The sequence below is a fragment of the Hoeflea sp. CAU 1731 genome, from assembly GCF_039888615.1.
In the GTDB taxonomy this organism is placed as follows: Bacteria; Pseudomonadota; Alphaproteobacteria; order Rhizobiales; family Rhizobiaceae; genus Flavimaribacter.
Map to the genome: position 1 here is coordinate 248,271 of NZ_JBDQQS010000003.1, position 22,583 is coordinate 270,853.

General features: G+C 57.3%; 18 protein-coding genes. 9 read left to right on the plus strand and 9 right to left on the minus strand.

Annotated features, from left to right (window positions below; all coding sequences use genetic code 11):
• Positions 1-205 precede the first annotated feature (205 nt).
• Positions 206-1,359, plus strand: a protein-coding gene (locus tag AAFN47_RS07560) for an IS3 family transposase (protein WP_499808593.1) whose coding sequence is annotated in 2 segments (ribosomal slippage) — positions 206-497 and positions 497-1,359 — 1,155 coding nt in all. Because the reading frame shifts where the segments join, the coding sequence is not laid out codon by codon here.
• Between the two features lie 99 nt (positions 1,360-1,458).
• Positions 1,459-1,722 (plus strand): hypothetical protein, encoded by a 264-nt coding sequence (locus AAFN47_RS07565; RefSeq protein WP_499808594.1) that lies wholly within the window; start codon positions 1,459-1,461, stop codon positions 1,720-1,722.
• Positions 1,723-1,858: 136 nt separating this feature from the next.
• Here AAFN47_RS07565 and AAFN47_RS07570 read toward each other — a convergent pair whose 3' ends face one another.
• The 7 genes from AAFN47_RS07570 to AAFN47_RS07600 all read right to left on the minus strand — a co-directional run bounded on the left by AAFN47_RS07570 (position 1,859) and on the right by AAFN47_RS07600 (position 9,835).
• Positions 1,859-3,085: an HlyD family secretion protein gene (locus tag AAFN47_RS07570; RefSeq protein WP_499808595.1), complete on the minus strand. Its 1,227-nt coding sequence runs from the start codon at positions 3,083-3,085 to the stop codon at positions 1,859-1,861.
• Between the two features lie 3 nt (positions 3,086-3,088).
• Positions 3,089-3,520 carry a hypothetical protein gene (locus tag AAFN47_RS07575; protein ID WP_499808699.1) on the minus strand — a complete coding sequence of 144 codons (432 nt, stop codon included), beginning with the start codon at positions 3,518-3,520 and terminating at the stop codon, positions 3,089-3,091.
• Between the two features lie 563 nt (positions 3,521-4,083).
• On the minus strand, positions 4,084-5,034 hold the full coding sequence (locus tag AAFN47_RS07580; protein ID WP_499808596.1) for a 3-hydroxyacyl-CoA dehydrogenase family protein: 951 nt from the start codon (positions 5,032-5,034) through the stop codon (positions 4,084-4,086).
• Positions 5,035-5,084: 50 nt separating this feature from the next.
• On the minus strand, positions 5,085-6,986 hold the full coding sequence (locus AAFN47_RS07585) for a TRAP transporter permease (protein ID WP_499808597.1): 1,902 nt from the start codon (positions 6,984-6,986) through the stop codon (positions 5,085-5,087).
• Between the two features lie 112 nt (positions 6,987-7,098).
• Positions 7,099-8,124 (minus strand): TAXI family TRAP transporter solute-binding subunit, encoded by a 1,026-nt coding sequence (locus AAFN47_RS07590; protein WP_499808598.1) that lies wholly within the window; start codon positions 8,122-8,124, stop codon positions 7,099-7,101.
• A gap of 82 nt (positions 8,125-8,206) precedes the next feature.
• Entirely contained in the window at positions 8,207-8,623 is a 417-nt protein-coding gene (locus AAFN47_RS07595; protein ID WP_499808599.1) for a Zn-ribbon domain-containing OB-fold protein, read from the minus strand.
• Between the two features lie 3 nt (positions 8,624-8,626).
• The gene (locus AAFN47_RS07600) at positions 8,627-9,835 is read right to left on the minus strand and encodes a thiolase family protein (protein ID WP_499808600.1); all 1,209 of its coding nucleotides are present in this window, start codon (positions 9,833-9,835) and stop codon (positions 8,627-8,629) included.
• A 153-nt stretch (positions 9,836-9,988) separates the two neighbouring features.
• On the opposite strand from AAFN47_RS07600, the gene AAFN47_RS07605 reads away from it, so the two are divergent.
• The 5 genes from AAFN47_RS07605 (at position 9,989) to AAFN47_RS07625 (ending at position 15,916) form a co-directional block, all read left to right on the plus strand.
• Positions 9,989-10,894, plus strand: coding sequence for a LysR family transcriptional regulator (locus AAFN47_RS07605; protein WP_499808601.1), 906 nt, complete (start codon positions 9,989-9,991; stop codon positions 10,892-10,894).
• A 114-nt stretch (positions 10,895-11,008) separates the two neighbouring features.
• The gene (locus tag AAFN47_RS07610) at positions 11,009-11,800 is read left to right on the plus strand and encodes an enoyl-CoA hydratase/isomerase family protein (RefSeq protein WP_499808602.1); all 792 of its coding nucleotides are present in this window, start codon (positions 11,009-11,011) and stop codon (positions 11,798-11,800) included.
• A 21-nt stretch (positions 11,801-11,821) separates the two neighbouring features.
• Positions 11,822-13,039 (plus strand): acyl-CoA dehydrogenase, encoded by a 1,218-nt coding sequence (locus AAFN47_RS07615; RefSeq protein ID WP_499808603.1) that lies wholly within the window; start codon positions 11,822-11,824, stop codon positions 13,037-13,039.
• 11 nt (positions 13,040-13,050) lie between these two features.
• Positions 13,051-15,198, plus strand: coding sequence for an acetate--CoA ligase family protein (locus AAFN47_RS07620; protein ID WP_499808604.1), 2,148 nt, complete (start codon positions 13,051-13,053; stop codon positions 15,196-15,198).
• A complete protein-coding gene (locus AAFN47_RS07625) occupies positions 15,185-15,916 on the plus strand; it encodes a sulfite exporter TauE/SafE family protein (protein ID WP_499808605.1) in 732 nt (243 codons plus the stop codon). The genes AAFN47_RS07620 and AAFN47_RS07625 overlap by 14 nt, the downstream gene beginning before the upstream one ends.
• 11 nt (positions 15,917-15,927) lie before the next feature.
• Here AAFN47_RS07625 and AAFN47_RS07630 read toward each other — a convergent pair whose 3' ends face one another.
• Positions 15,928-17,328 carry a sulfatase family protein gene (locus tag AAFN47_RS07630; RefSeq protein ID WP_499808606.1) on the minus strand — a complete coding sequence of 467 codons (1,401 nt, stop codon included), beginning with the start codon at positions 17,326-17,328 and terminating at the stop codon, positions 15,928-15,930.
• Positions 17,329-17,494: 166 nt separating this feature from the next.
• Between AAFN47_RS07630 and AAFN47_RS07635 the strand changes: the two genes are divergently transcribed.
• On the plus strand, positions 17,495-19,243 hold the full coding sequence (locus tag AAFN47_RS07635; protein ID WP_499808607.1) for a capsular polysaccharide synthesis protein: 1,749 nt from the start codon (positions 17,495-17,497) through the stop codon (positions 19,241-19,243).
• A 62-nt stretch (positions 19,244-19,305) separates the two neighbouring features.
• Positions 19,306-21,327 (plus strand): sulfotransferase family 2 domain-containing protein, encoded by a 2,022-nt coding sequence (locus AAFN47_RS07640; protein ID WP_499808608.1) that lies wholly within the window; start codon positions 19,306-19,308, stop codon positions 21,325-21,327.
• Here AAFN47_RS07640 and AAFN47_RS07645 read toward each other — a convergent pair.
• Positions 21,320-22,576 carry a M24 family metallopeptidase gene (locus AAFN47_RS07645; RefSeq protein WP_499808609.1) on the minus strand — a complete coding sequence of 419 codons (1,257 nt, stop codon included), beginning with the start codon at positions 22,574-22,576 and terminating at the stop codon, positions 21,320-21,322. The two genes, AAFN47_RS07640 and AAFN47_RS07645, sit on opposite strands and share 8 nt — an antisense overlap.
• Between the last annotated feature and the right edge of the window lie 7 nt (positions 22,577-22,583).

The following is a 22,583-nucleotide window of genomic DNA, read 5'->3' on the forward strand; positions in this document are numbered from 1 at the left end:
TCCCGTCTGGCGAGATAGCGAAAGTCCCGAAAAAGCGCAAGAAAAATAATTCAGTACGTGCAGCTTCGTGCAGCGACTTGCAGACCGAAGCGGGAACTGTGTCAGTAAACTGGCACAAATCTGACTGAGCTACTCCCCGGAAATCGGACACTGACGTAGGCTACGATTTGTTGTCTGCTGGTCTTCGACGAGAAGGAGATCAGAGATGTCGAAACGCAAGCAGCATTCGCCGGAGTTCAAGGCGAAGGTCGCCCTGGAAGCTGTAAAGGGCGAGGAGACGGTATCGGAACTGGCCAGTCGGTTCGGAGTTCACCCGACGATGATCCATCAGTGGAAGCGAGCGCTGCTGGAAGGCGCCTCGGGTGTGTTCGAGCGTGGTGGCCGGCGGAGGCCGGAGATCGACGAAGATCAGGTCAAGGAACTCCACGCCAAGATCGGGGAATTGGCCATCGCCAACGATTTTTTGTCACGAAAGCTCAAGCCTTGGGGCGTGAAGTGAGACGCGGCATGATTGAACCGGGCCATCCCGGATTGTCGGTCGGCAAGCAGTGCACGCTGCTGTCGATCTCCCGGTCGTCGTTCTACTACACGCCCAAGGGCGAGACCGAGATGAATCTCATCCTGATGCGCCGGATCGACGAGCAGTTCCTGGAGACACCGTTCTTCGGCGTCCGCCAGATGACGTGGCATCTGAAGAACGAGGGCCATCGGGTGAACGAGAAACGCATTCGCCGGCTGATGCGGCTTACGGGGCTGATGCCGATCTACCAGAAGCCCAACACACCAAGACCGGCGAAGGGGCACAAGATCTGGCCGTATCTACTGAAGGGGCTGCGCGTAGACCGACCGAACCAGGTCTGGGCTGCGGACATCACATACCTGCCGATGCGTCGCGGGTTCCTCTATTTGGTCGCGATCATCGACTGGTTCACCCGCAAGGTTCTGGCCTGGCGCATCTCCAACACGCTGGAAGCCGACTTCTGCGTCGAAGCGTTAAACGAGGCGGTCCACAAGTTCGGCAGCCCGGAGATCATGAACACCGATCAAGGCAGCCAGTTCACGTCGTTTGCATGGACGGACCGGCTGCGGCAAATGGGAGTGCGCATCTCCATGGACGGCAAGGGGCGGTTCCTCGACAACATCTTCGTCGAGCGGCTGTGGCGCACGCTCAAATACGAGTGCGTCTACCTGCACGCCTGGGAGACAGGATCACAGGCCCGGGCCGGTATCCGCAAGTGGATGGACTTCAATAATCGGAGACGCCCACACACCGCCCTTGGCGGCAAGCCGCCTGCCGTGGTCTACTGGCAGGCAATCCGCAAAAACCAACCCGATCAGCAGATGCAGAGAGTAGCTTAATTTACGCTGAAAACTGTCCAACGATCGGGGAGTAGCTCACTTCCGAAACAGCTTAGCGGATTTAGATTTCGATTTCTATTTGAGAGCTTGGGTATTCTGATGACAAATGAGGAAGCTGTAAAGTTTCACTTGGGTCAGATTTTCAAGAAATTTCCGAACGATTCTGCTGTCGCGGCGAGTCTGTACTATTCCCGCGAGTCCTTCCGCAGCCTCTGCGAAGACTACAGCCTGGCGCTGATAACCCTCTCCAGCATGGAGAAGTCTTCGGCCAAGTCCGCACGAATTTCTGAATATCAATCGATCATTTCGGATCTGGAAGCGGAGATCAGGATCTACCTGGCCAGATGCTCCGACGGCGGCTGATTTCCGCCGGCCGAATTGCTGGTTTTCTGAACTGGGGCTCGTTAGCCGCGTGCGGCAATACCCCGCAGGAATCTTGCATCCGCCTCATTGAATGCAATGAAGGCCGACGATCAGGCGCTACGATCGCAGCGCTCGGTCAGTGGCCACTGAACACGAGCAGCTTGAAGGGCAGCAGCAAGGCCTGGATACGCAGGATGACGGCGTGAATGAGCCCGACGGCGTCCACCATATGCAGACCAAGCCATGTGAAAAAGCCGAGATCCTCATTCTGCAGCCTGTCGTGATTGTTCGTGTAGGCGTTCACGATGCAGGAACTGCCGGGTGGTATACTGTCGAGACTGCCTTCATAGACTGGCTCGAGAAAAGCCAGAAGCGAACCGGGCTCGCGCAATTGCTGCGTATCGATCAGCACGTCGCTCGGACGCACCTGACCGGCGGCGATATAGTCCTGGATGTCGGCGACCTTCAAAGGAATGATCGAGAGCGGTCTTGAGACGCATACCGCCTCGGCGATCATTCCCAGCTTGATTTCCTGCGCGGAAATCTGTCCGAAACCGGCCTGAATCATGCCACGGCCAGCTTCGATCGGAATGATGATGCCCGCAGGCCTCAAAATCGGACTGACGAAGTCGCCCGGCCGCAGGATGAACTGCTCGACCGTCCCGTCTATTCCCGCCCGGACAACCGTTTTGGATAGGGCGACTTCAGCTTCTTCCAATCTCGCTTCGGCGCTGGCCTTTTGGGCGGGAAGCTGGGTTGAGATCTTCGTCTCCAACGATTTCAGGTTCGCCTGCGCCGCATCTACTCCGGCTTGGCGCGCGTCAACCGCATTCTGCAGCCTTTCAACCTCGCGCTGGGAGACAACGTCTTTTTTGACCAGTTCAGCCCTGACATTGTACTCATCGAGAGCCTGCTGATACGCGCTTTGGGCTTCCGCAACCTTGGCCTTGCTGGCTTCCAGGTCGACAATGGCGACATCGGTTGCGGCGTCGATCTCGGTGATGCTCTTCCTGGCGGTTTCGACAGCTGCGCGTTGCTCCGAATCATCAAGTCTGAAAATTTCTTGTCCCGCCTTGAGAACCTCACCGTTCTTGACGAACACTTCCGAAACGCGACCGCCGCCTTCAGGAAGGATTGTCACCGTCCGATACATCGACGCGGCAAATTTGGTCGATGGGTGATAGTAGAACACGACAGTCACAAGACTGATCGTGAGCAGGAGGCAACTGACAATGCCCCAGCGCAACTCGTACCACATCGTATAGATGGTTATTTCTTGTCCGATCCGTTTTCCCTGCCCATAGCGACGGTACAGATAGTCCGGCAGAATGGTGATCATCGAGCAAATCAGTAACTCAAGCATCGATCATGCATCCTTTTCTGCTTCGCGATTTGTTGGCTCGGCCAGATCCCTGCTGTCGCCGGCCCCGGCTTCCAGAGCGGCGTCGCTATCGGGCCAGCCTCGGCCAGAGAGTTTGCGCAGCGAATCGGAGATCGAGTTCAGTGGCGTCGTGAAGTCTGGAACAGTGACCATCGCAAGCAGCAGACCCGCAATCCAGAAAAGATGGTTGTGCGTAAACAGCGAGATGAGCGCAAGAACAGCAACGATCTCCAGCTGAAGCTTGTTGGTTTTGTGCGACATCCGTTCTGGCAGCGCGTGCAACTGGAAATACAGGTTGCCGACCATCAGCACGATGGCGACCAGAAAAATCGCCGTGATCACCAACAGAACATCGGTGTGACCTGGTTGTGTAATGAATATCGGGAAGTGTTCCGCTGCGTGATCTGTATCTTCCATTTGCCTCATTAATCCCAAGTCGGTTCCAAGGGCGCCGATCCCGTTGGTTCCATGCACAAATAGAACTGGCGCTCAGGGATCGTGGTTTACAGAATAACTCATCCGCCATCAAACCAAATTACCACAACAGCCGGCCAGAGTTCTGAGTGGTTCCTGTAGTTAAACGCCAATATTTGAATTCGAATTATGGCCTCCAGTCTGTTTTCGAAAACTGCGAGATGTACTGCCTGCGCATTTCATTTTCGTACGATTCCCTTGTCAACCGGGACATTGACAACAATTCAGGCCAATCTCCCCACCTGGTGTGTACAATGAAAACAAATCATGCGGGCGCGCTGTCTTTCGAAACTACCATGTATTCTGAGGGCAATACTTCCCCGAGGAAATGTCGACTGTAGATAACCGTAACATACATATCCCTGCTGGGGTTTTCCTTTTCCGGACGGCTATCCTGTCTCTAACATTTGACACAGCCCGAAAAATCAAAACATGCAAGCAATTGGAAAGAAAGGAAATTAATGTGACGATTTGACGTCCACGGTCGAGGCAGTTGCTAGAACATCTTAATGCGAAGCCGCCTGATCGATACGGTTGAGCAGGTCCAGGCTCTGTATCAGAGCCGCACGAAATTCGTTGCGGACGCGCTCGGCCTCTTCCGGCGTCCACTGCCAGAAACCGTGGAGCGCCTTCAGGCCGGTGTGACCCTGTTTTACCTTTGCCTCCAAGCTTGGACCAGGCTCGATGTTGTTCGCCAGAACAGGGTAGATGCTTCTTGCAGCAGCCATCTGCGTGTCGAGGCCGGACAATTCCTTCTGCATCAACGGCCCCGCGGCGAGAAAGCGCATGCCGAAGCTATACCGAACCGCCGCGTCGACATCTTCCGGAGAGGCCAGACCTTCGTCGATGACGGCAAAGACCTCGCGCATCATGGCGTGCTGGATTCGATTGGCCAGAAATCCCGGCGTATCGCGGCGCACGAGCACCGGCGCCCGACCGGCGGCGCACAGCATCGACATGGCGCGGTCCGCCACGGCCGGATCGGTGTTCAGACCACAGACGACCTCTACCAATGGTACAAGATGTGCAGGCAGAAAGAAGTGCATGCCGATTGCGTTATGATCCAGCGACAGTCCCTCGACGATGGCGCTGATTGGAATCGCTGATGCGTTCGACGCGACAATCGTTTCACTTGCCACGCGTCCCGCAATCTCCGAGAAAATGGCGCGCTTCGTCGCCAGATCTTCCGGAATCGCCTCCACGACAAGGTCGGCGTTCCTCCAGTCCGGCCGATGCATATCGGAACGGATCGTTACTCGCGAAGCTTCGAATGGACGTCCGGTCTCGGCGACGCTGACTGCAATTCCTTCCCAAGCCGCCTCAGACTTTGACGAATCGCGCAGCACAATCTCCACTCTCGAACCGCTGGCCAGGAACATGGCTGCAATATCGCGTCCCATTGCGCCTGCGCCGACAACGATGACGTGCCTCGCAATCGCCGGATTGTTGTCAGCCATGGGCGGAGCCTTTCATCAACATGCGCTAATCTGGTCGCCGAGCGAGGTTGCTATCCGTTCTGCAATTGCGGGTTCAGGGAATCGCCGTTCGCCTTTGTTGTGCGAATCTGCATGTAGAGCGTTGCGGCAAAGGCTGCGATTCCGAGCGCGAGCATGGGATATTCGATGGGCAGTTCATCGACATGCCTAAATGCGGAATATCCCAGAAGACACACAGCGGCGAGCGTGGCCAGCAATCTTTCCTTTGCCGTGAAAACCGTCAAGCCGCATCCATAAATCGCTGCGGTGAGCGCCGTCATGCCGAGCGGCACTGCAATTATCGTCCCGATCCCCCAGACCCAGTTCACCGGATTGAAGGTGAGAAGCGGATTGAAAATGATCAGAAACGGTATGATGAAGCCGGATATGGCAAGCTTGGCGGCGGAAAGCGAGGTTTTGAAATAAGGCGCACCGGCCAGGCCGGCTCCCGCAAGCGCGGCAAGCGCCACCGGCGGCGTCAGCGAGGAAATGACCGCGAAGTAGAATGAAAAGAAGTGGGCGGCGATCGGGTCTACCCCCATCTTGATGACCGACGGAATCACCACGATCGCAACCAGCGTGTAGGCGGCGCTTGTCGGCACCCCGCAGCCCAGGATGATCGAGACAACCATCGTCAGCAACAGACCGATCAGCAGATTTCCGGCGCTGAGCAACTCGACGAGACTTGCGATCTTGTTGCCGAGCCCGGTGGTAATGAGTGTCTGTGCTATGAGCCCCACGAGCGCCAGAGAGATACCGATCTGGGCGCCTACCAACGCGCCGCCGGCGATGCTCCTCGCCAGGTGACCGATTTTCGGGCGGGTTTGCGGATCGACATAGGACAGCGCCACGGCGAGGATGATCGCCCAGAACGCAGCGTTGGCCGGACTGTATTGCATGATCAGCATGGTGATCAGCACCGCCAGCGGCAGTGCAAAAAGCGGCAGGCGACGTAACAGGACCGGAAAGTTGATCCGTTCGAGCGGTGGGCGGATATCGAAGCGCACGGCCAGAAACTGCACGCCCAGCATCACGCCCCAGAAGTACAGGATGGCGGGCAGAATGCCTGCTAGCATCACCGTGTCGTAGGACACGCCGAGGAACGACGCCATCAGAAAAGCCGCTGCGCCCATTACCGGCGGCATGAGCTGGCCGCCCGTGGAAGCGGTCGCTTCAATCGCGCCGGCATGTTCCGGCTTGTATCCGACCTGCTTCATGTAGGGAATTGTGAAGGCGCCGGTGACCGCAACATTCGCAACGGCCGCGCCGGAAATCATCCCGATGAACCCGCTGGAAACTACGGCTGTCTGACCCGGTCCGCCGCGGAAAGCCTTGCCGGCAATCTTGCCGGCCTCAAGAAAGAAATCATTGACCCTGATGATGCCGAGCAGCGCACCGAACACGACGAACAGGAATACCTGGTTGGCTGAAATACCGAGAAAGGTTCCGAATATCCCTGACAGTCCGATGCTGAGATAGGACACCACATAGTCGAAATTGAACGGCCGGTGGTGAAGGTGGCCGGTAAGATAATGACCCCACAGAAAATAGCCGACGAATATCGCCGCAACGATCGGCAGGGTCCAGCCCCATGCGGCGCGCGTCGCGATCACGACGAGCCCGATTAGGACGACGCCCACAACGACGTCGATCGGATCCGGGTAACCGAAGACCTCTTCCAGATGAATGATGTTAAAAAGCACATATCCGGTCGCGGCCACGCCAAGCACGGCGAACACCAGATTGTATATGATGCCGAAAACGCCCGCAGCCTGGCGCGCCTGGTTCAGAAACAGCAATGCGAAGATGAAGCCGAGATGCACAGCCTGATGCTCGTAGGAGCCGAGAAACAGGTATTGGGTCGAAACCATCTGGTAGCCGAACATCAAAAGTCCGATCAAAACGATGGCGCCGTCCAGCAATCTGGTCTGCATGGCGTCGATGCTCCGGTAGCGCGGGCGGACCGCAAAGAGACGTCTTTTCCTGCCAAAAAGGGGAGACATCACAATGATTTGCAGATGTCCCCCCTGAAACCGCTGTTTCCGATCAATCGATCAGACCGGCCTCGCGATAGGCCTTCAAGGCTCCGGGATGAATGTCCTCGATATCCCAGCCATAGATCATGCCTTCGGGCGACATCAGCTTTCCGGTGGCCTGATAGTCGCCGAATTGCTCGATGTTCTCGAGGATCAACTTGGTGACCTTGTAGGCGACCTCATCCGAAAACTCCGGCGCGACCATCCAAGCGACGCTGTCGGCAAACCCGTCCATGGGCTTGGAGATGCTCGGGTCGATACCGGCCGGAATCGTGACATTGGCCATGCTGATTCCGGCTTCGCGAGCTTTCGTAACGTTATCTGCGCCCCATGCGAGATGGTTCGGCTTGCGGCCCGACGCCAGAAATTCGATTGTTTGCGGGCTCAGCATCATCCGGTCGCTGACCGGATCAATATAGCCGCCGACAATCGCGGCGTCGGCCGTTCCGTCGAGAAGCGCCGCAACTGATTCCTTGGTTCCGACATACTGGATGTCAACGTCGCCATCCTTGAAACCGTGACCGTTTTGGAGAATAGCCACAGGCTGTATCGCCCAGTTGATCTGCGCGCGACGCCCGACAGCCACTTTCTTGCCCTTCAGGTCGTCAAGCGTCTTGATGTCCTCGTCGAGACTCGCAAGCCAGCTTGAGTTCAGATTGTAGTTCGCGATGAGTTTGAGGCCCTCATACTGCTTGTCAAACGGTTCCGCGCCGGCCTTCGCCAGACCCTGAACGCCGCCGCCGGAACCAACGATCATGTTCGTCTTCAGGTCGGGTTCCTTGTCGAGTTTCTTGATGTTGAAAACGAAGCCCGGGCTTTCCGTGTGGGTGATGCGCACACCCGTGTCGTTCTTCTTCGAGATTTCCTCAAGGGCCGATCCCATGACATAGGAACCGGTGCCGAACGGCGCGCTGATCAGGCTGATTTCAATGGTTTCGTCCTGCGCCTTTGAGACGCCAGTCCCCAACGACAGGGCTGTCAACGCGATAACGCCGGCGGCGAGCCCGCGCTTGGTCGATTTTGCTGCAATCTTCATAATCGTTATCCTCCCAGAATTCGAACTATTTCAACTGCCCGGATGGCACAATGCCTGCGGCGTCCGGACTGGCGCCGAACACTTACACAGGCCTGAATTTCGGAATTCCGGCTTCCTTGCCTATCAGTTCGAAATAGGCCTTTACCCTCATTCCGACATGGATGTCCTGTTCGGCGACGTCCGTCAGCTGCGCATACATCCGCGCGCCGCCGTCGATATCGATGAGGCACATGATAACCGGCAATTCCTCTTGCCAGCCCTGGTAGTTCATCGCAACCGAATGCGAAATCGTATAGGAATAGACCGCGCCTTCCTGCTTCATCTCGGTCCAGACCAGGTCGCGGTCGCCGCATTCGATGCACCACGGCTTCGGATGAAAATTCACCGTTCCGCAGCTTGAACACTTCTGCATGACCAACCGCCCTTCCCTCGCTGCGCTCCAGAACGGGCGCGTCAGTTCGGGAATTTCGGGCAGCGGCTTGCTTGGCAATGCGTTCATGGTTCAGGCCTCCGATCCGAGAATGATTGAGATGCAGCTGCGGCCCGGACGTCCGTACGGGATGCCGCCGAAGCCGCACACCGCCCCGATGGAGGCATCCTTGACCTGCCGGTCTCCGGCCTCTCCACGCAGTTGCGCCACACCCTCGACGAGGGGCATGAACCCGCCATTCGCGCCACCGGGCTGACCGCCTGAAAGCTGCCCGCCGTCAGTCGACAACGGAAAATCTCCGTCGAAACGCAGATCGCGCTCCTCGATGAACTTTCCGCCTTCTCCCTTCTTGCAGAAACCCCAGTCCTCGATCGTCATCATCGAGATGAACGGGTAGTCGTCATAGGGCTGGAGAAAGTCGATGTCGTCGTGTTCGACGCCCGCCATTTCCATGGCGCGCGGCGCGGATTGGGAAAATCCGGTGACCGTCACATCGGGAAAGACACGCGATCCGCAATAGAAGTTGTTCGTCTCTCCGCATCCAAGCATGTAGACGGGCCTGTCGGTGATGGTTTTCGCCGACTCGGCGGATGTTACGATATAGGCCAGTCCGCCGTTCACGATCGGAACGCAATCGAAAAGCCGGATCGGGTCCGACAGCATCCGCGAATCGAGATAGTCGTCCAGCGTAAAGGGCTTGCGATAGATGGCGCCCGGGTGGAGGGAAGCGTGATACCGGTTCGTAACCGCCACCTTGCCCAGCTGCTCGGGCGATACGTCGTGCTCATGCATGTACCTCCGCAGCACCAGCGCGAACTGGGCTGTCGCGCCCATGACGCCGAATGGCCCCTGGAAGTCCCAGTAGACGCCGCGCGTTCTCTCAGGCGAGAGCGGCAGGCCCGGTGCGATGGAAGGCAGGCTCAACGGCGTGTCCGCGCCAACGATCAGCGCCCGGTCGATTATTCCGGCCTCGATCAGCGCCGCTGCGCGAATAAGCATCGATGTCGCGGAACAGCCGCCCTGGTCGCCGCGTATCAGCGCGTTGGGACTGATGCCCAGATTTTCCGCGGTGGCCGCCGACCAGTTCACCGTGTGCGCCACTTCGGCATGAGAAACGCCAAGCCCCTGGCCGTCGAAATCGGACTTCGACATGCCCGCGCTCTCGAGCGCAATCTCCGCCGCCCAGGCGATGTACTCATCCACCGTCAGCACAGGCTCGCCGGGCTTCAGCCGGCTGTAAGGCGTCCTGCCATAGCCGACAATGGCGACATTTCCTCGCATCGAGTCTCCTCCCTCGAAGGGCGCCGCATTAGACGCCCGGTATCGTGTCGATGTGAGAATGTGCGGGGTTACTGTATTTGTCTACTTTCTATAGGGAATAGACTTTATTGACGATCTGAATATTATTTTCGCTTGGTGACGAGGGAGGAATCAATGAATCTCAGGTCAATCGATCTGAACCTGCTTCTGGTGTTCGATGCGGTGTATTCGGAGCGAAGTATCTCCAGGGCGGCGCTACGCCTCAATCTTTCCCAGCCCGCCGTCTCGAACGCGCTGGCGCGATTGCGTCACGCCATAGACGATCCGCTTTTCAAGCGCGAAGGAAGCGGCATGGCGCCGACCGCGCGCGCCAAGGCGCTGCGAGATCCTATCCGCAAGTCCCTGGAATTGCTGGAGCGTGGCCTGCGCAGCGACGAGGAATTCGACTATTCGAAATCGAACCGCGAATTCGTCATCGCCGTGGAAGACTACGGCGAAACCATCCTGATACCGCGTTTCATCGACTGGCTGACGGAGGCGGCGCCCGGCATCCACATCCAGATCCGGCCCGAGCCAAGCGCATCGCTGACCCGCGAACTCCGCGAAGGAACAGTTGATCTTGCGCTCGACTACTTCGCCCTGCAAGGCGAGGGCTTCGTCAGCAAATGCGTATTGACGGAAGATCTTGTCACACTCGCGCGCATTGATCATCCGCTGCTCGGCGAACAGCTCTCTCTGGACACCTATCTCAACCTGCAGCACGTCGTCATAACGCCGCGCCGTAAATCCCGGCCGATGATCGATCTCGCTCTGGACAAGCGTGGCCTGAAGAGAAAGATCGCCCTGACAGTGCCGCACTTCCTGTCGATGCCCGCAGTCGTGCAGCGCTCCAACCTGCTGGCGACTTTGCCGCGCAGAATGGCGTTCACCTATTCGGACCATTTTCGCCTGAAATCCTATACCGTGCCCATTCGAACGCCTGAATTTCCGGTCTTTTTGATTTGGCATGAGGCCCTGGACGAGGATCCAAGCCACCGGTGGCTGCGCAATCACCTCGTTGCTCTTTGCGCCAACCTCTGAATGGTTGAGGCCCCTTATATTCAGATCCTGAATATTCATTCTCATCAAAATAAATTGGACTGAATACGGCAGTTCTTTTTAGGAAGTTGGTCCCTAATCAGGAAATCAATACGCATGTCCAACTATCAGACGATCACGTTTCGCCAGGAAGGCGCCAAAGCCTGTCTGACCTTCAATCGGCCAGAGGTGCTGAACGCGCTGAACAATCAGTTGGTCGCGGAATCGCTGGACGCCGTTCGCAATCTTTCCTCCGAAACCAGGGTCCTGATCCTGCGAGGCGCAGGCAAAGCTTTCGCGGCCGGGGCCGATCTCGAAGAGATGCAGCGGCGAACGCCGTGGAACGAAATCGATTTCGGCGCGCGGCGAGAATTGGCGCGCAGGCTCGAGACCATGCCTTTTCCAACGATCGCGGCGATCAACGGCTACGCGCTCGGGGGCGGTCTGGAACTGGCGCTCGCATGCCATATGCGGATCGCCAGCGCGACGGCGAAAGTGGGACTGCCGGAAACAAGGATAGGCATTCTGCCCGCCAACGGCGGCACCGCCCGCCTGACACGCCTTGTCGGCCGAGGCCGCGCCATGCGCATGATCCTGCTCGCCGAGCACATCGACGCAACCGAGGCGGAACGCCTGGGAATCGTAGACTGGGTGGTCGAGCCGAAAGATTTCGATTCAGAAGTCGAGGCAGTCGCCGACAAGCTCTCGAAGCTGGCGAGCGTGTCGGCGCGCGCAATCATTGACACAGTCTCGCGCAGCGCCGACATGACGATCGACCACGCGATAGACTACGAACATAGATGGTTCCAGATCTGCCTCGGCTCGGCCGACAAGCAGGAAGGCGTAAAGGCATTCCTTGAAAAGCGGACGCCGCAATTCGGCGCGGAGGCCGGCAAACACAGTTTCTGATTGAGGGCGGGAGGAGATAACATGACCAATCCGGAACCGGCGACCGACGTCCTTGATCGGGCGCGGATGAAGGGCGCGCAATTTTCGTGGGACGATCCGTTCCTGGTCGAGCACCTGCTGACGCCGGAAGAAATCATGATCCGGGATTCCGCGCGCGACTACGCGCAGGAACGGCTGATGCCGCGCATTCTCGACGCAAACCGGCACGAAACCTTCGATGTCGAGATCATGCAGGAATTCGCCAAACTTGGATTTCTGGGCGCGACTATCGACGGATTCGGTTGCGCCGGGATAAGCTACGTCGCCTACGGTCTCATCGCCCGCGAATTCGAGCGGGTCGACACCTGTTTCCGCTCCGCCCTCGGCGTGCAGAGCACGCTCAGCATGCTGCCAATTTATCTCTACGGGTCTCAGAGCCAGCGCGAGACCTACCTGCCGCCGATGGCGCGGGCAGAGAAACTGGGTTGTTTCGGCCTTACCGAGCCCGATCACGGTTCAGACCCGGGCGGCATGAAAACACGCGCACGCAAGGTCGACGGGGGCTATCGCCTGACAGGCAACAAGACATGGATTACTCATGCGCCGATCGCCGATATGATGATCGTTTGGGCGAAGGACGACGAAGGAACCGTTCGCGGTTTTATCCTTGAAAGAGGCATGGAAGGACTCGCGACCAGCAAGATCGAAGGCAAATTTTCCGTGCGCGCGTCTCCGACGGGGCAGATCCACATGGACAATGTCTTCGTTCCAGATGAAAACCGGTTGCCCGGCGCACGAGGCGTGGGAGCGCCCTTCGGATGCCTGAACAACGCCCGCTTCGGCATCTGCTGGGGAGCGATCGGAGCCGCCGAATTCTGCTGGCACGCCTCCCGCCAGTATGCGATGGATCGCAAGCAGTTCGGCAAGCCGCTTGCGGCCAACCAGCTCATCCAGAAGAAGCTTGCAGACATGCAGACCGAGATCACGCTTGCCCTCGTCTCCTGCATTCACCTGAGCCGCCTGCGAGACGAAGGCAAGGCCAGCCCGGAAATGGTTTCGCTGCTCAAGCGCAACAACGCGGGAAAGGCGCTTGAGATCGCGCGTCTCGCCCGCGACATTCACGGCGGGAACGGCATCTCTGACGAGTATCACGTAATCCGGCATATGATGAACATGGAAACCGTTAACACGCTGGAAGGCACGCACGACATCCATGCGCTCGTTCTCGGACGCGCCCAGACCGAAATTTCAGCATTTTGAGATCACGACAAATGACCTATGCGAACCCTGACCGAACCGAAGTCATAAACCGGCTGATCAATCCGAAATCCATCGCTGTCATCGGCGCCTCCGAGAATTTTGGCAAGGTGAACGGGCGTCCGCTGAAACATCTCATCGAGAAGGGATACGCCGGCCGCATCATGCCGGTGAATCCCAAATATGAGGAAATCGCCGGCCTGACCTGCTATCCGAGCGTGAACGCCCTGCCGGAGGTCGCGGATCTCGCGATCATCGCCTTGCCCGCAGCGCAGGTATGCGACTGCGTGCGCCAGCTCGGCGGGAATGGCATTCGCGCCGCCGTGATTTTCAGTTCCGGTTTCGGAGAAATGGGAGAGGCGGGAAAGGCGCTCGAGAAAGAACTCGCGGAGACGGCAGAGGCCGCTCGGGTCATTCTGCTTGGTCCCAATTGCCTTGGGTTCGTCAACGCGTTCGAGAATGTCTACGCGACCTTCAGTCAATATGCCGACGGCCAAACAGGGGCAGGACCGATCGCCTTCGTCACCCAGTCTGGCGCGTTCGGCACCGCAATCGCAGCGTTGATTCGACAGCGCGGCCTCGGTCTCGGATACTTTCTCAACACAGGAAACCAGGCCGATCTCGATTTCGCCGAACTGATGATGGCGCTCGTGGAAGATCCGCGCATCAAGGTGGCCGCCGGCTACCTTGAAGGATTGAGCGATGGAGAGTCGCTCATCAAGCTGGCGCGAAAATGCCGCGATCTCGGCAAGCCGCTCATCCTGACCAAGGTGGGTCGGTTGGAATCCGGCGCGCGCGCCGCCGCTTCTCATACCGGAGCGCTGGCTGTTTCCGACGCGATCTTCGACGCTGTCGTGAGGCAATACGGCGTGATGCGGGCCCGGAACGAAGAACAGATGCTCGACATGATGGAGGCGTTCTGCCAGCCGCGGCGTGCTTCGGGCAACGGCCTCGGCATTGCGACACAGTCCGGAGGGGCCGGCGTCATGATGGCGGATCGCGCCGAGGAAGTCGGGCTCGCAGTACCCGATCTCGGCGTGAACACACAGGCCAGGCTTGGCGAGGTGATGCCGGCTTTCGGCGCGGCCGGAAACCCGGTCGACGTGACCGGCCAGTTCGTCGCGCGACCGGAGCTGCTGACAGAATCCGTTGTCGCGCTTCTGGATGACCCCGCCATCGACGTCGCCATCGTCTGGCTACAGTTGATGACGGCCCATGTCGACGCGTTGCTTGACATCTTCAGGGAAATACAAGAACGCACGCAGAAGTCATTCCTGGTGTGCTGGGTCGCAGCGCCCGAGGCAGCCATCAAGGGGCTGCGTGCAATGGAGATTCCCGTTTATCCTGCTGGCGAACGCGCGGTCGAAGCCGCAGCTGCCCTCTCGCGTTATGGAATGCTCAAGCCGCCGGGCGACGATCTCGCCGTCAGCGCATTCAGCGCCGCTCCTGAAGGTTCGACCGGTTCGGGCATGCAGCCCAGCGTCGAGGCTTCGAACTGGCTGCGCGAAGCCGGAGTGCCCATGGCAAGGGCTGCGCTGGCGGATAGCGAGGACAGCGCCGTCTCACTGTGGCGAGCCAATGGCGGTCCTGTGGCGCTGAAAATCGAATCGCCCGACATTCTGCACAAAACCGAGGTCGACGGCGTCATTCTCAACGTCAACAACGAGGACGCTGTCCGGTCGGGGTTTCGGATGCTTGTCGAGCGTATGCGCCATCATATGCCCGAGGCAAGCCTGTCTGGCGTGCTCGTTCAGGAAATGTCAGGCGGCCACGTCGAACTGGTGGTCGGCGTTCAGCGAGACCCGGTCTTTGGCATGATCGTCATGGTCGGATTCGGCGGCATTCTGGTTGAGGTGCTCAAGGACGTCACGTTTCGCAGGGCCCCCTTCGATCCGGATGAGGCTAAAGCCATGCTGGACGAGTTGAGGATGAGCGCGATCCTTGACGGAGTACGCGGCAAGCCAGCGGTCGACCGCGAAGCGATCGCCGCCTTGCTCTCTCGGCTGTCGCATTGGGCAAGCTGCATGGAGCCTCGTCTTTCCGAGCTGGATCTCAATCCGGTCCTAGTCGGCGAAGACGGACCGAGCGTCGTCGACTGCGTCATGATTTTCGATGATCGCCACGCGTCAAAGCCGGACGCCAGGATAGATGAACCTGCCTGACGGGCTGCTTTGGGCCGCGCCGATTCTTGTCCTCGCTTACGCGATCTACGGACTGACCGGATTTGGCTCCACAATAACCGGTCTGCCCCTGCTGCTGTTCTTCCAGCCGATAACAGTCGCTTCGCCGGTCATGCAGCTTTTCGACATAGTTGCTGGCCTGCTCGTCGGTGTACGCAGCCGAAAGTCGGCGGCGCTTGGCGAACTTGCACGATTGTTGCCGTTTTCAGCAATCGGGATTGCTGCGGGATTGGTCGTTTTCAGCTATGCGCCGGAATATCTCCTGCGGCTTACACTCGGCGTGTTCCTTGTCATCTATTCCGCATGGTGCTTCTTCAATCGCGGATCAGCGCCAATCGTATCAAACCGCTGGGCAATCGTGGCCGGGCTGAGCGGAGGTGTGTTCACGGCCCTGTTTGGCACAGGAGGCCCCATCTACTCCATTTATCTGTCCCGACGCCTTGCTGATCTGGCCGCCTTTCGGGCCTCGATCAGCATCTTCGTGATGACGGTCGGCCTTTGCCGTTTTTCGTGGTTCGTTTTCGAGGGCTATTACTTCCGCGGCGCAATGCTGACGCTTCTTGCTTGTCTTTTCCCGTGCATGCTTTTCGGGCTGTTTATCGGGAACGCATTACGAGGCAGAGTGTCAGCGCAGACAGTCTTGCACGTTGTCTGGACGATGCTGCTTGTCGCAGGCCTCGGACTTGTTATTCGGCAGTGAGGTTCTCCCCATCATCTGTTGACCAGGCCGGGATAGGGAATCGGGACAAAATCGTTTTGCGTTTCCATCCATACGGAAAGGTCGGTCAAGAGCCTGTTTCGTGTGTTTCGGTGGCTTTCGAGTTCGAAAAGATTGTGCAGTTCGCCCGGGTCCTCCGCCAGGTCGAACAGTTCGAACATCGGTCGTCCTCCGCCGTAGTAGACACCGAATTCATTCCTTAGGCGCTTGACGCCGATCTCTTCGATCAGCGCCTTTTCTTCTTTCCATGGAATATCGGTCTGCCCATAGGGATAGCGGGGAATGGCGTTGTAGATGAGTTTGTAACGACCGGAGATGATCGCTCTTCCAAGATCAAAAGCAATGGCGTTGTTGCCCGCCAGGCCAGTTCCGTGAGAGCCCCGCACTGCGAAAACAGCGCGGTCCAGGGGCATCGCACCCGCGCCGTTCACCAGACTGAAGCCTTCAAGGCCATCAGGCGCGGGCGTGCCCGCGAGACCGAGGATTGTCGGCATGAGATCGACACCGGAAACCAGCGCATCGTGCACGTCGCCGCCGCCCTCGCCGCCCGGCAGGCGGACAATCAATGGAACGTGTATTCCCTTTTCATAAAGCGTGCCCTTGCCCCGGTATACGGCGGCGCCGTTGTCGCCCATGAATATGATGGCGGTGTTATCCAGGAGTTCCGAATCGCCAAATACATCCATAATTCGGCCAATAGTCGCATCCAGTCGATTGACCTCTCCGTAGTAGCTTGCGAGCGAACGGCGGGCGATTACGGAATCTGGAACTCCGGGCGGTAAGGAGATCGTATCAGGATCCGGTTCGAATTGCGTAGCCGTCGATGGCCTGTGAGGATCGGAAAAACCGATCTGCAAGAAGAATGGCCGGCCCACGGGACGCGCGGCGAGAAATTCCGAAACAAGGTCGGCTGAAGCCTCCGGTCGAACCGACAGATAATCCAGCCGGCGCGAGAACGTATCGCCAAGTGGACCGAGGCGGCCGTCATCTTTCACCCGCGTGCCGTTGAGATGATGCCCGCGTCCGACCATGCCGACGAAATAGTTTCTTCTTTTGAGGATGTCGAAAACAGTCGCCGTTTCTTCGGCAAGCGCTGCGGAAAAGCGCACGACGCCTGTCGAGAGCGGCCAAAGGCCGGTCACAATCGACGCCCGTGACTGGACGCATTGCGGCGCGGTTACGTAGGCCCTCGTGAACAGATGCCCCTGGCGCGCAAGTGCGTCCAGAGAGGGAGTATCGAGATCCGGGTTTCCGTAGATCGCAAGATCCGGAAAACTTTGATCGTCAGACAACATCAATACAATATTGACGCGGGAGGTCTGCGCATCGGCGAGCCCGGCGGACAACAGCACGGCGCATATTCCGACAATGAAGCCAGGCAAAAAACAACGCATGAAATTTCACTCCGGCAAAAGCAGCAACAACGCTCAAAGGTTGCGAAAGTAAAATCAATATGCAACAGAAAGTCGCATTAAGCGAGGGGTCGTCTTCGGTGAATTGAAAACCCGATGCGCCATGACCTTGGAAGACGACAGCAGACCTGATTTTTCCGCGTGGCCAATGGCCGGATCACATATTTGGCAAGCAATAATTTTTCATTCAAATCGATTACCAGCACAGCCGATGAACTGCAGAACTATCTGGACCTATTGGGAAAACAAGACCGGCAAGCATACGCCCGGATACATAAATCTTTGCCACGAAACCGTTCGCAAAACCAATCCGGATTGTCTTTTCGTGGTGCTTTCTCCGGAAAACCTGCGCCATTATCTGCCGCCGCTGTCCGTTGCGATCGACAATCTTATTCCGAAGAAGGCCATCGAACCTTCGCTCGCGCTGAAAGCCGACATTATACGCGTGCAGATACTCAAAGCACATGGCGGAATATGGATCGACTCCGATTGCATTGCCCTCGGACGGCTCGGTCATCTCTTCGAGATCCTCGAACGAAAGGGATTTTTCGCAATCGATAAGAGCGGCCCCAATGGCGTTTTCTATGCAAACAACCTCATTGGCTCGGCGCCCGGCGGAAACATCATCAGCGCATATGCCGACGAGCAAGTCGGGCTGGTGACGGAAAAACAGAGATTCGGCGCGACGTATGACTGGACTGAGCTCGGTTCAACAATGCTCACCCGCGTTGTTCAGGACCACCTTGCGACGGACTTCGAACCGCTGGACGAAGCGCTCTACCACCCGCTCGGTTTCCAAGATCACGAGAAGTTTCTGCTCATCGACTACAACGGATCGACACGCCCCGAACTCGATGCATGCCACACCGTGATGCTCTACAACAACCTGTTCCCGGACAGCCTGAAAGGCATGACCGAGCAACAGTTGCTGGCGTCGCCGACGATGCTCGGTTCGATACTACGCAGCGTCATTACGGACAGGCCAAAGGACAACTGCCCATCGACGCGGACCAGTTCGAGAAAACCGGTCGGATATCGCGACATTGCATTGATTTTCTCCACGCTGCGGAGACCGGAGTCCTCCCAGCTTTTCGTGGCGTCCGTTCGAAGATATTTGCCGCCCGAGATCACGATCCACATTGCGGTCCAGGGCGATGACCTGACCGATTATCAGGCGCTGCAGAATTCGCCCGGCATGCATCTTTATCCCGTGCCGGAGGATTACGGGCTCTCTGCGTCGCGAAACCTTCTGCTCGACAACACCGACGAACCCGTCATTTTTCTCTGTGACGACGACTTTCTCGTGACGCCGCGCACGCGGCTGGATGTGGCGCTGGCGATCTGGAACGATCATCCGGAAATCAAAATCCTCGGCGGCATGTTCGAGAATTTCAACTATTCCGAAGATGGTGAACTGACAAACCGTCGTTACACGAGCTTCGACCACAAAATCGTTGATCACAAACTCCTGCCGGACACGAAGATTTTCATCCCCCAACAGTATCTGGCGAAAGAACACCACTATGTCGATGAGACCCACTATTTCTACTACACCGACACGGTGAACAATTTCGCACTGATGGATCGCGCCTTTCTCGACGAGACAGGCCTGCGTTGGGACGATGACCTGAAAATTTCAGGAGAACACGAGGATTTCTATCTTGCCCTGCACCGCGGGAATGCCGCGTCGCAGAACGCAGTCGCATTTACAAATGCGCTCTTCGTCGAACACCACCGCCATACGAACCCGGCTTACAAATCGAAGCGAGAAAGGAAGCAGTTTCATATCAGAAGCATGGAGAAATCCTCCAGCAAAACCTGGGTGTTTTTGGGCAAACGAATCGAAAGCGTCGAATCCGGAAATTTCAGGGAACACAAACATCCACGAAACAAGTAATTTGAGACATGATTTATACGGAAGCTGTAAGAAATTTGCTGAACAGGAATTTCTGGGAGGGGTTGGTTACAAATGACATTCTGTGGTCCGAAAGATATCCATATCTCTACGGCGCATGTTCGAAAAACGCCTGCTCGTCGATAAAATACAATCTGGCGCTGATTGAAAACGATCAGGAGCATTTTGACGGAAGCCCCCACAACCGCAGGGCAACCGGACTGAGGGGACTGTTCCAGACGAACGAGCAAAAGCTGGCCACATTGCTGCAATCGCCAGAGGTGTTTCGCTTCAATTTCTGCCGGGATCCCTACGCCCGTCTTGTGTCGGCTTATGAAAACCGGATCTTGTCTCTGGGTCTTGAGAGCTACGATCTGGTTGATGCCGCGACGAAAGAATTCAAAATGAACCGGACCGCAATTCTGGCGCACAAGACAGGCAGGCATTCATCGTCGGTGGACCTCGATGAAGCAATCGAATTTGGAGATTTCATCCGTTTCATTTGCGATCAGGACTATTTCGAAATGGATCGTCACTGGTATCCCCAGGCACGGTCCATGCATATCGATGTTATCGACTACCACTTCACGGGCAGACTCGAGAGTTTCGATCAGGACTGGCGGATCGTCCATGAAACGATTACAGGCGGGACGGAAGCCGAGCCTGCAACGCGACTGAACTCCACCCGCAAGCGAGCGGAGGCGCATGATCAGATTCCGCAGGATCTGCGACGCCTGATCGCCAAAAAATACGAAGAGGATTTCGACGCGTTTCAATATCCTACGGGATTGCGCGCCACGACCACGATACCAAAGACCAACATCAAACAAGCGACGCCTACCAAAGCCTCGAACATGCGCGCCGCGCTTCCGAGAGTTCTGTTTGTGATAGATGCGAGAGACGATGCTTTTCGTCTCCGCCCGACCCTGGCCAGCATCGAAAGGCTGACGTCAGCGCCTTGCTCGGTTGCGGCAATCGTTTCAAGCAATTATTCCGGCTTTGCGCACTACCTGACAGGCCAAGTTGACGAAGTCGCACAAGCTGATTCCCTCGAGCCGCTGAACCGCCTGGGAACGCTCTTCAAGGAAGCGGACGCGGATCGAGACATCGTTGTGTTTCTCAGAGCGGGCGAAGAAGTCCCGGACCGCTTCGCCTTTCACGAAGCCTGCCATCTGCTCGCACAGCGCCCCGAAACGAAAGTAGTCGCCGGACTGAATGCCATCATCTGCTATGATGAGTGGGGTAAACCCCAAAGCCGAAAGTGGAACAACACGGCAAGCTATTTTGTCTCGAGGCCGGATGAACCCGGCGAAATCCTGATACCGACCGATTTTCTGGATCCACCGAAATATGGCGTCGAGAACTGGCATCAGATCTGTGAGGCGTTCTGGGGGCCGTTTGTCTGTTCCCTGCGGACATTCCGCGAGATGAGTGAAGCAGGCGGAGAGTATTGTTCGATGGCAGGCTTATGCCTCGCCATGGCGCGCAAATGGAGCTTCTGCGCTAACGGCGCTGTAGCGTTCTATCCGAAATTCATCGCAATCGAGAAAGTGCACGGCGCCCGCAATGCGATCAACCGGGGCTTCCCGGCTGAAGATATCAGGCGCTATTTTGCAGAGTACGACAAAGGCTCGCTAGACATATTGGGACTGGAAAGCTGGATGGAGGATACTTCAGGCAAACTTTCGACACGCGAATTTCAATTCATGGACGTCGATAACCAGGGCATGCATGACAAGTCGCGCGAACAAACGCTCTCCCATGCCTTTGATTCCGAATTCGGTTCGAGAACGCCGCACTGGAACGCATTGAGATCGAAACCGAACGACGCGTCCGTCGCACCACCTGCAAACGGCTCTGGTCTTGACGGCCAGGCGTCACGGAATGCGAACAGGTCCCGCAGGAAGTCGGAGATACAGCCGCAAACAATTGATGATGTGCGCGACAAATACGGCATTCTGATCAATGCGGACGGATTTGAAATCATCTCAACGCGGCGGCTGATGAGAAATGCCGCGTTGGATTTCATTCGAAGACCGTTTCTAAAGAAACCGCCGCCGAATAATTCGGGGCCGAACATTAATTAAGCAGGCTGTCCTCGAAAGGAAAGCGCGATAGCAACTCAACGCCGGTGTCTGTGATCAGAACCTGCTGTTCAAGTTTGACGCCTTCGCAACCGCCCTCCTCGCCGATATAGCTTTCCACGCAAAGCGTCATGCCCGGTTCGATCACCCCGTCGTAACCGGCGTCAGGAAAATCACCGCTGTGATAGAGATAGGGATACTCGCCGGTCATCCCGCAGCCGTGGGCGGAGAGATAGTAGCGGTTGGCGTGGTAGCGCTCGGGAATATCCCATGCCTGGTCGGCGTACTCGCGAAATGACAGACCCGGCTTCAGAACGCCCATATTGTATTTCACCTGTTCGTAAGCGACCTGGTAGAGCGTCTTTTGCATTTGCGTCGGTTCGCACGGACCGGAATGAAAGGTGCGAGAAAAATCAGAGTAATATCCGTGGCAACCCACGACATCCGTATCGAGCGCGATCAGTTCGTTTTCGCCGATGATCCGGTGAGCGGCCTCCTGAAACCACGGATTTGTCCGCTGGCCGGAGTTCAGGAGACGGGTTTCGCAATAGTCTCCGTTTTGCATGATGACCGACTTGTGCAGGACGGACCAGAGTTCATTTTCAGTCAGGCCGGGACGTATGGCGTCGCGCATCTTTTCAACGGCGACTTCGGTCGCGCGAAGCGATGCGTTGACGCATTTCATCTCCTCGGATGATTTGATCGCGCGAGCCATTTCAACGGGCTGCTGAGCGTCCACGATAACCAGTCCATGGCTTTCAAGAGCGATGGCGGATCCAGCGTTCAACCGCTCGAGCCCGACCGTTGCGGCAGGCCCTGCCAGCTCCGTTATGAGGCTCGCCATTTCAGCCGCCCAGCGGTGCTGGCGCGCCGCTATCTCCGGGCCGGCGGCGACAAAACTTGCGGTAATCGCCGGGCGCACTTCGTCGATTGTTTCGAACCCGTCGGCCAGATGCATGCAACCCGTAAACTCAAACAATATCGATCGATTCGCCGTCAGCAGCAGATAGCGGGACGGCGCATTGCGCATCGAAAAGACCTGCATGTTGCGGGTCCCGGTCGCATAGCGGATGTTTATTGGATCGGACAGGATAACGGCGTCGACGCCGTAGGCAACCATCTGTTCGCGAACGCGGCGCTGGCGATAGGCGCGAACTACCTTCAGATCGATGCCTTCGCTTTCCGGCGCCCTGTCCAGAAGCGCAATGCCAGACAAATCGCTACGATCAGCGTGCCAGTCGAAATTCGCCACCTTTAAC

Bases quoted from the DNA above. Each gene is read 5' to 3' on its own strand.
- AAFN47_RS07565 (WP_499808594.1), top strand. From the start codon at position 1,459: ATGACAAATGAGGAAGCTGTAAAGTTTCACTTGGGTCAGATTTTCAAG.
- AAFN47_RS07570 (WP_499808595.1), bottom strand. From the start codon at position 3,085: ATGCTTGAGTTACTGATTTGCTCGATGATCACCATTCTGCCGGACTAT.
- AAFN47_RS07575 (WP_499808699.1), bottom strand. From the start codon at position 3,520: ATGGAAGATACAGATCACGCAGCGGAACACTTCCCGATATTCATTACA.
- AAFN47_RS07580 (WP_499808596.1), bottom strand. From the start codon at position 5,034: ATGGCTGACAACAATCCGGCGATTGCGAGGCACGTCATCGTTGTCGGC.
- AAFN47_RS07585 (WP_499808597.1), bottom strand. From the start codon at position 6,986: ATGCAGACCAGATTGCTGGACGGCGCCATCGTTTTGATCGGACTTTTG.
- AAFN47_RS07590 (WP_499808598.1), bottom strand. From the start codon at position 8,124: ATGAAGATTGCAGCAAAATCGACCAAGCGCGGGCTCGCCGCCGGCGTT.
- AAFN47_RS07595 (WP_499808599.1), bottom strand. From the start codon at position 8,623: ATGAACGCATTGCCAAGCAAGCCGCTGCCCGAAATTCCCGAACTGACG.
- AAFN47_RS07600 (WP_499808600.1), bottom strand. From the start codon at position 9,835: ATGCGAGGAAATGTCGCCATTGTCGGCTATGGCAGGACGCCTTACAGC.
- AAFN47_RS07605 (WP_499808601.1), top strand. From the start codon at position 9,989: ATGAATCTCAGGTCAATCGATCTGAACCTGCTTCTGGTGTTCGATGCG.
- AAFN47_RS07610 (WP_499808602.1), top strand. From the start codon at position 11,009: ATGTCCAACTATCAGACGATCACGTTTCGCCAGGAAGGCGCCAAAGCC.
- AAFN47_RS07615 (WP_499808603.1), top strand. From the start codon at position 11,822: ATGACCAATCCGGAACCGGCGACCGACGTCCTTGATCGGGCGCGGATG.
- AAFN47_RS07620 (WP_499808604.1), top strand. From the start codon at position 13,051: ATGACCTATGCGAACCCTGACCGAACCGAAGTCATAAACCGGCTGATC.
- AAFN47_RS07625 (WP_499808605.1), top strand. From the start codon at position 15,185: ATGAACCTGCCTGACGGGCTGCTTTGGGCCGCGCCGATTCTTGTCCTC.
- AAFN47_RS07630 (WP_499808606.1), bottom strand. From the start codon at position 17,328: ATGCGTTGTTTTTTGCCTGGCTTCATTGTCGGAATATGCGCCGTGCTG.
- AAFN47_RS07635 (WP_499808607.1), top strand. From the start codon at position 17,495: ATGGCCGGATCACATATTTGGCAAGCAATAATTTTTCATTCAAATCGA.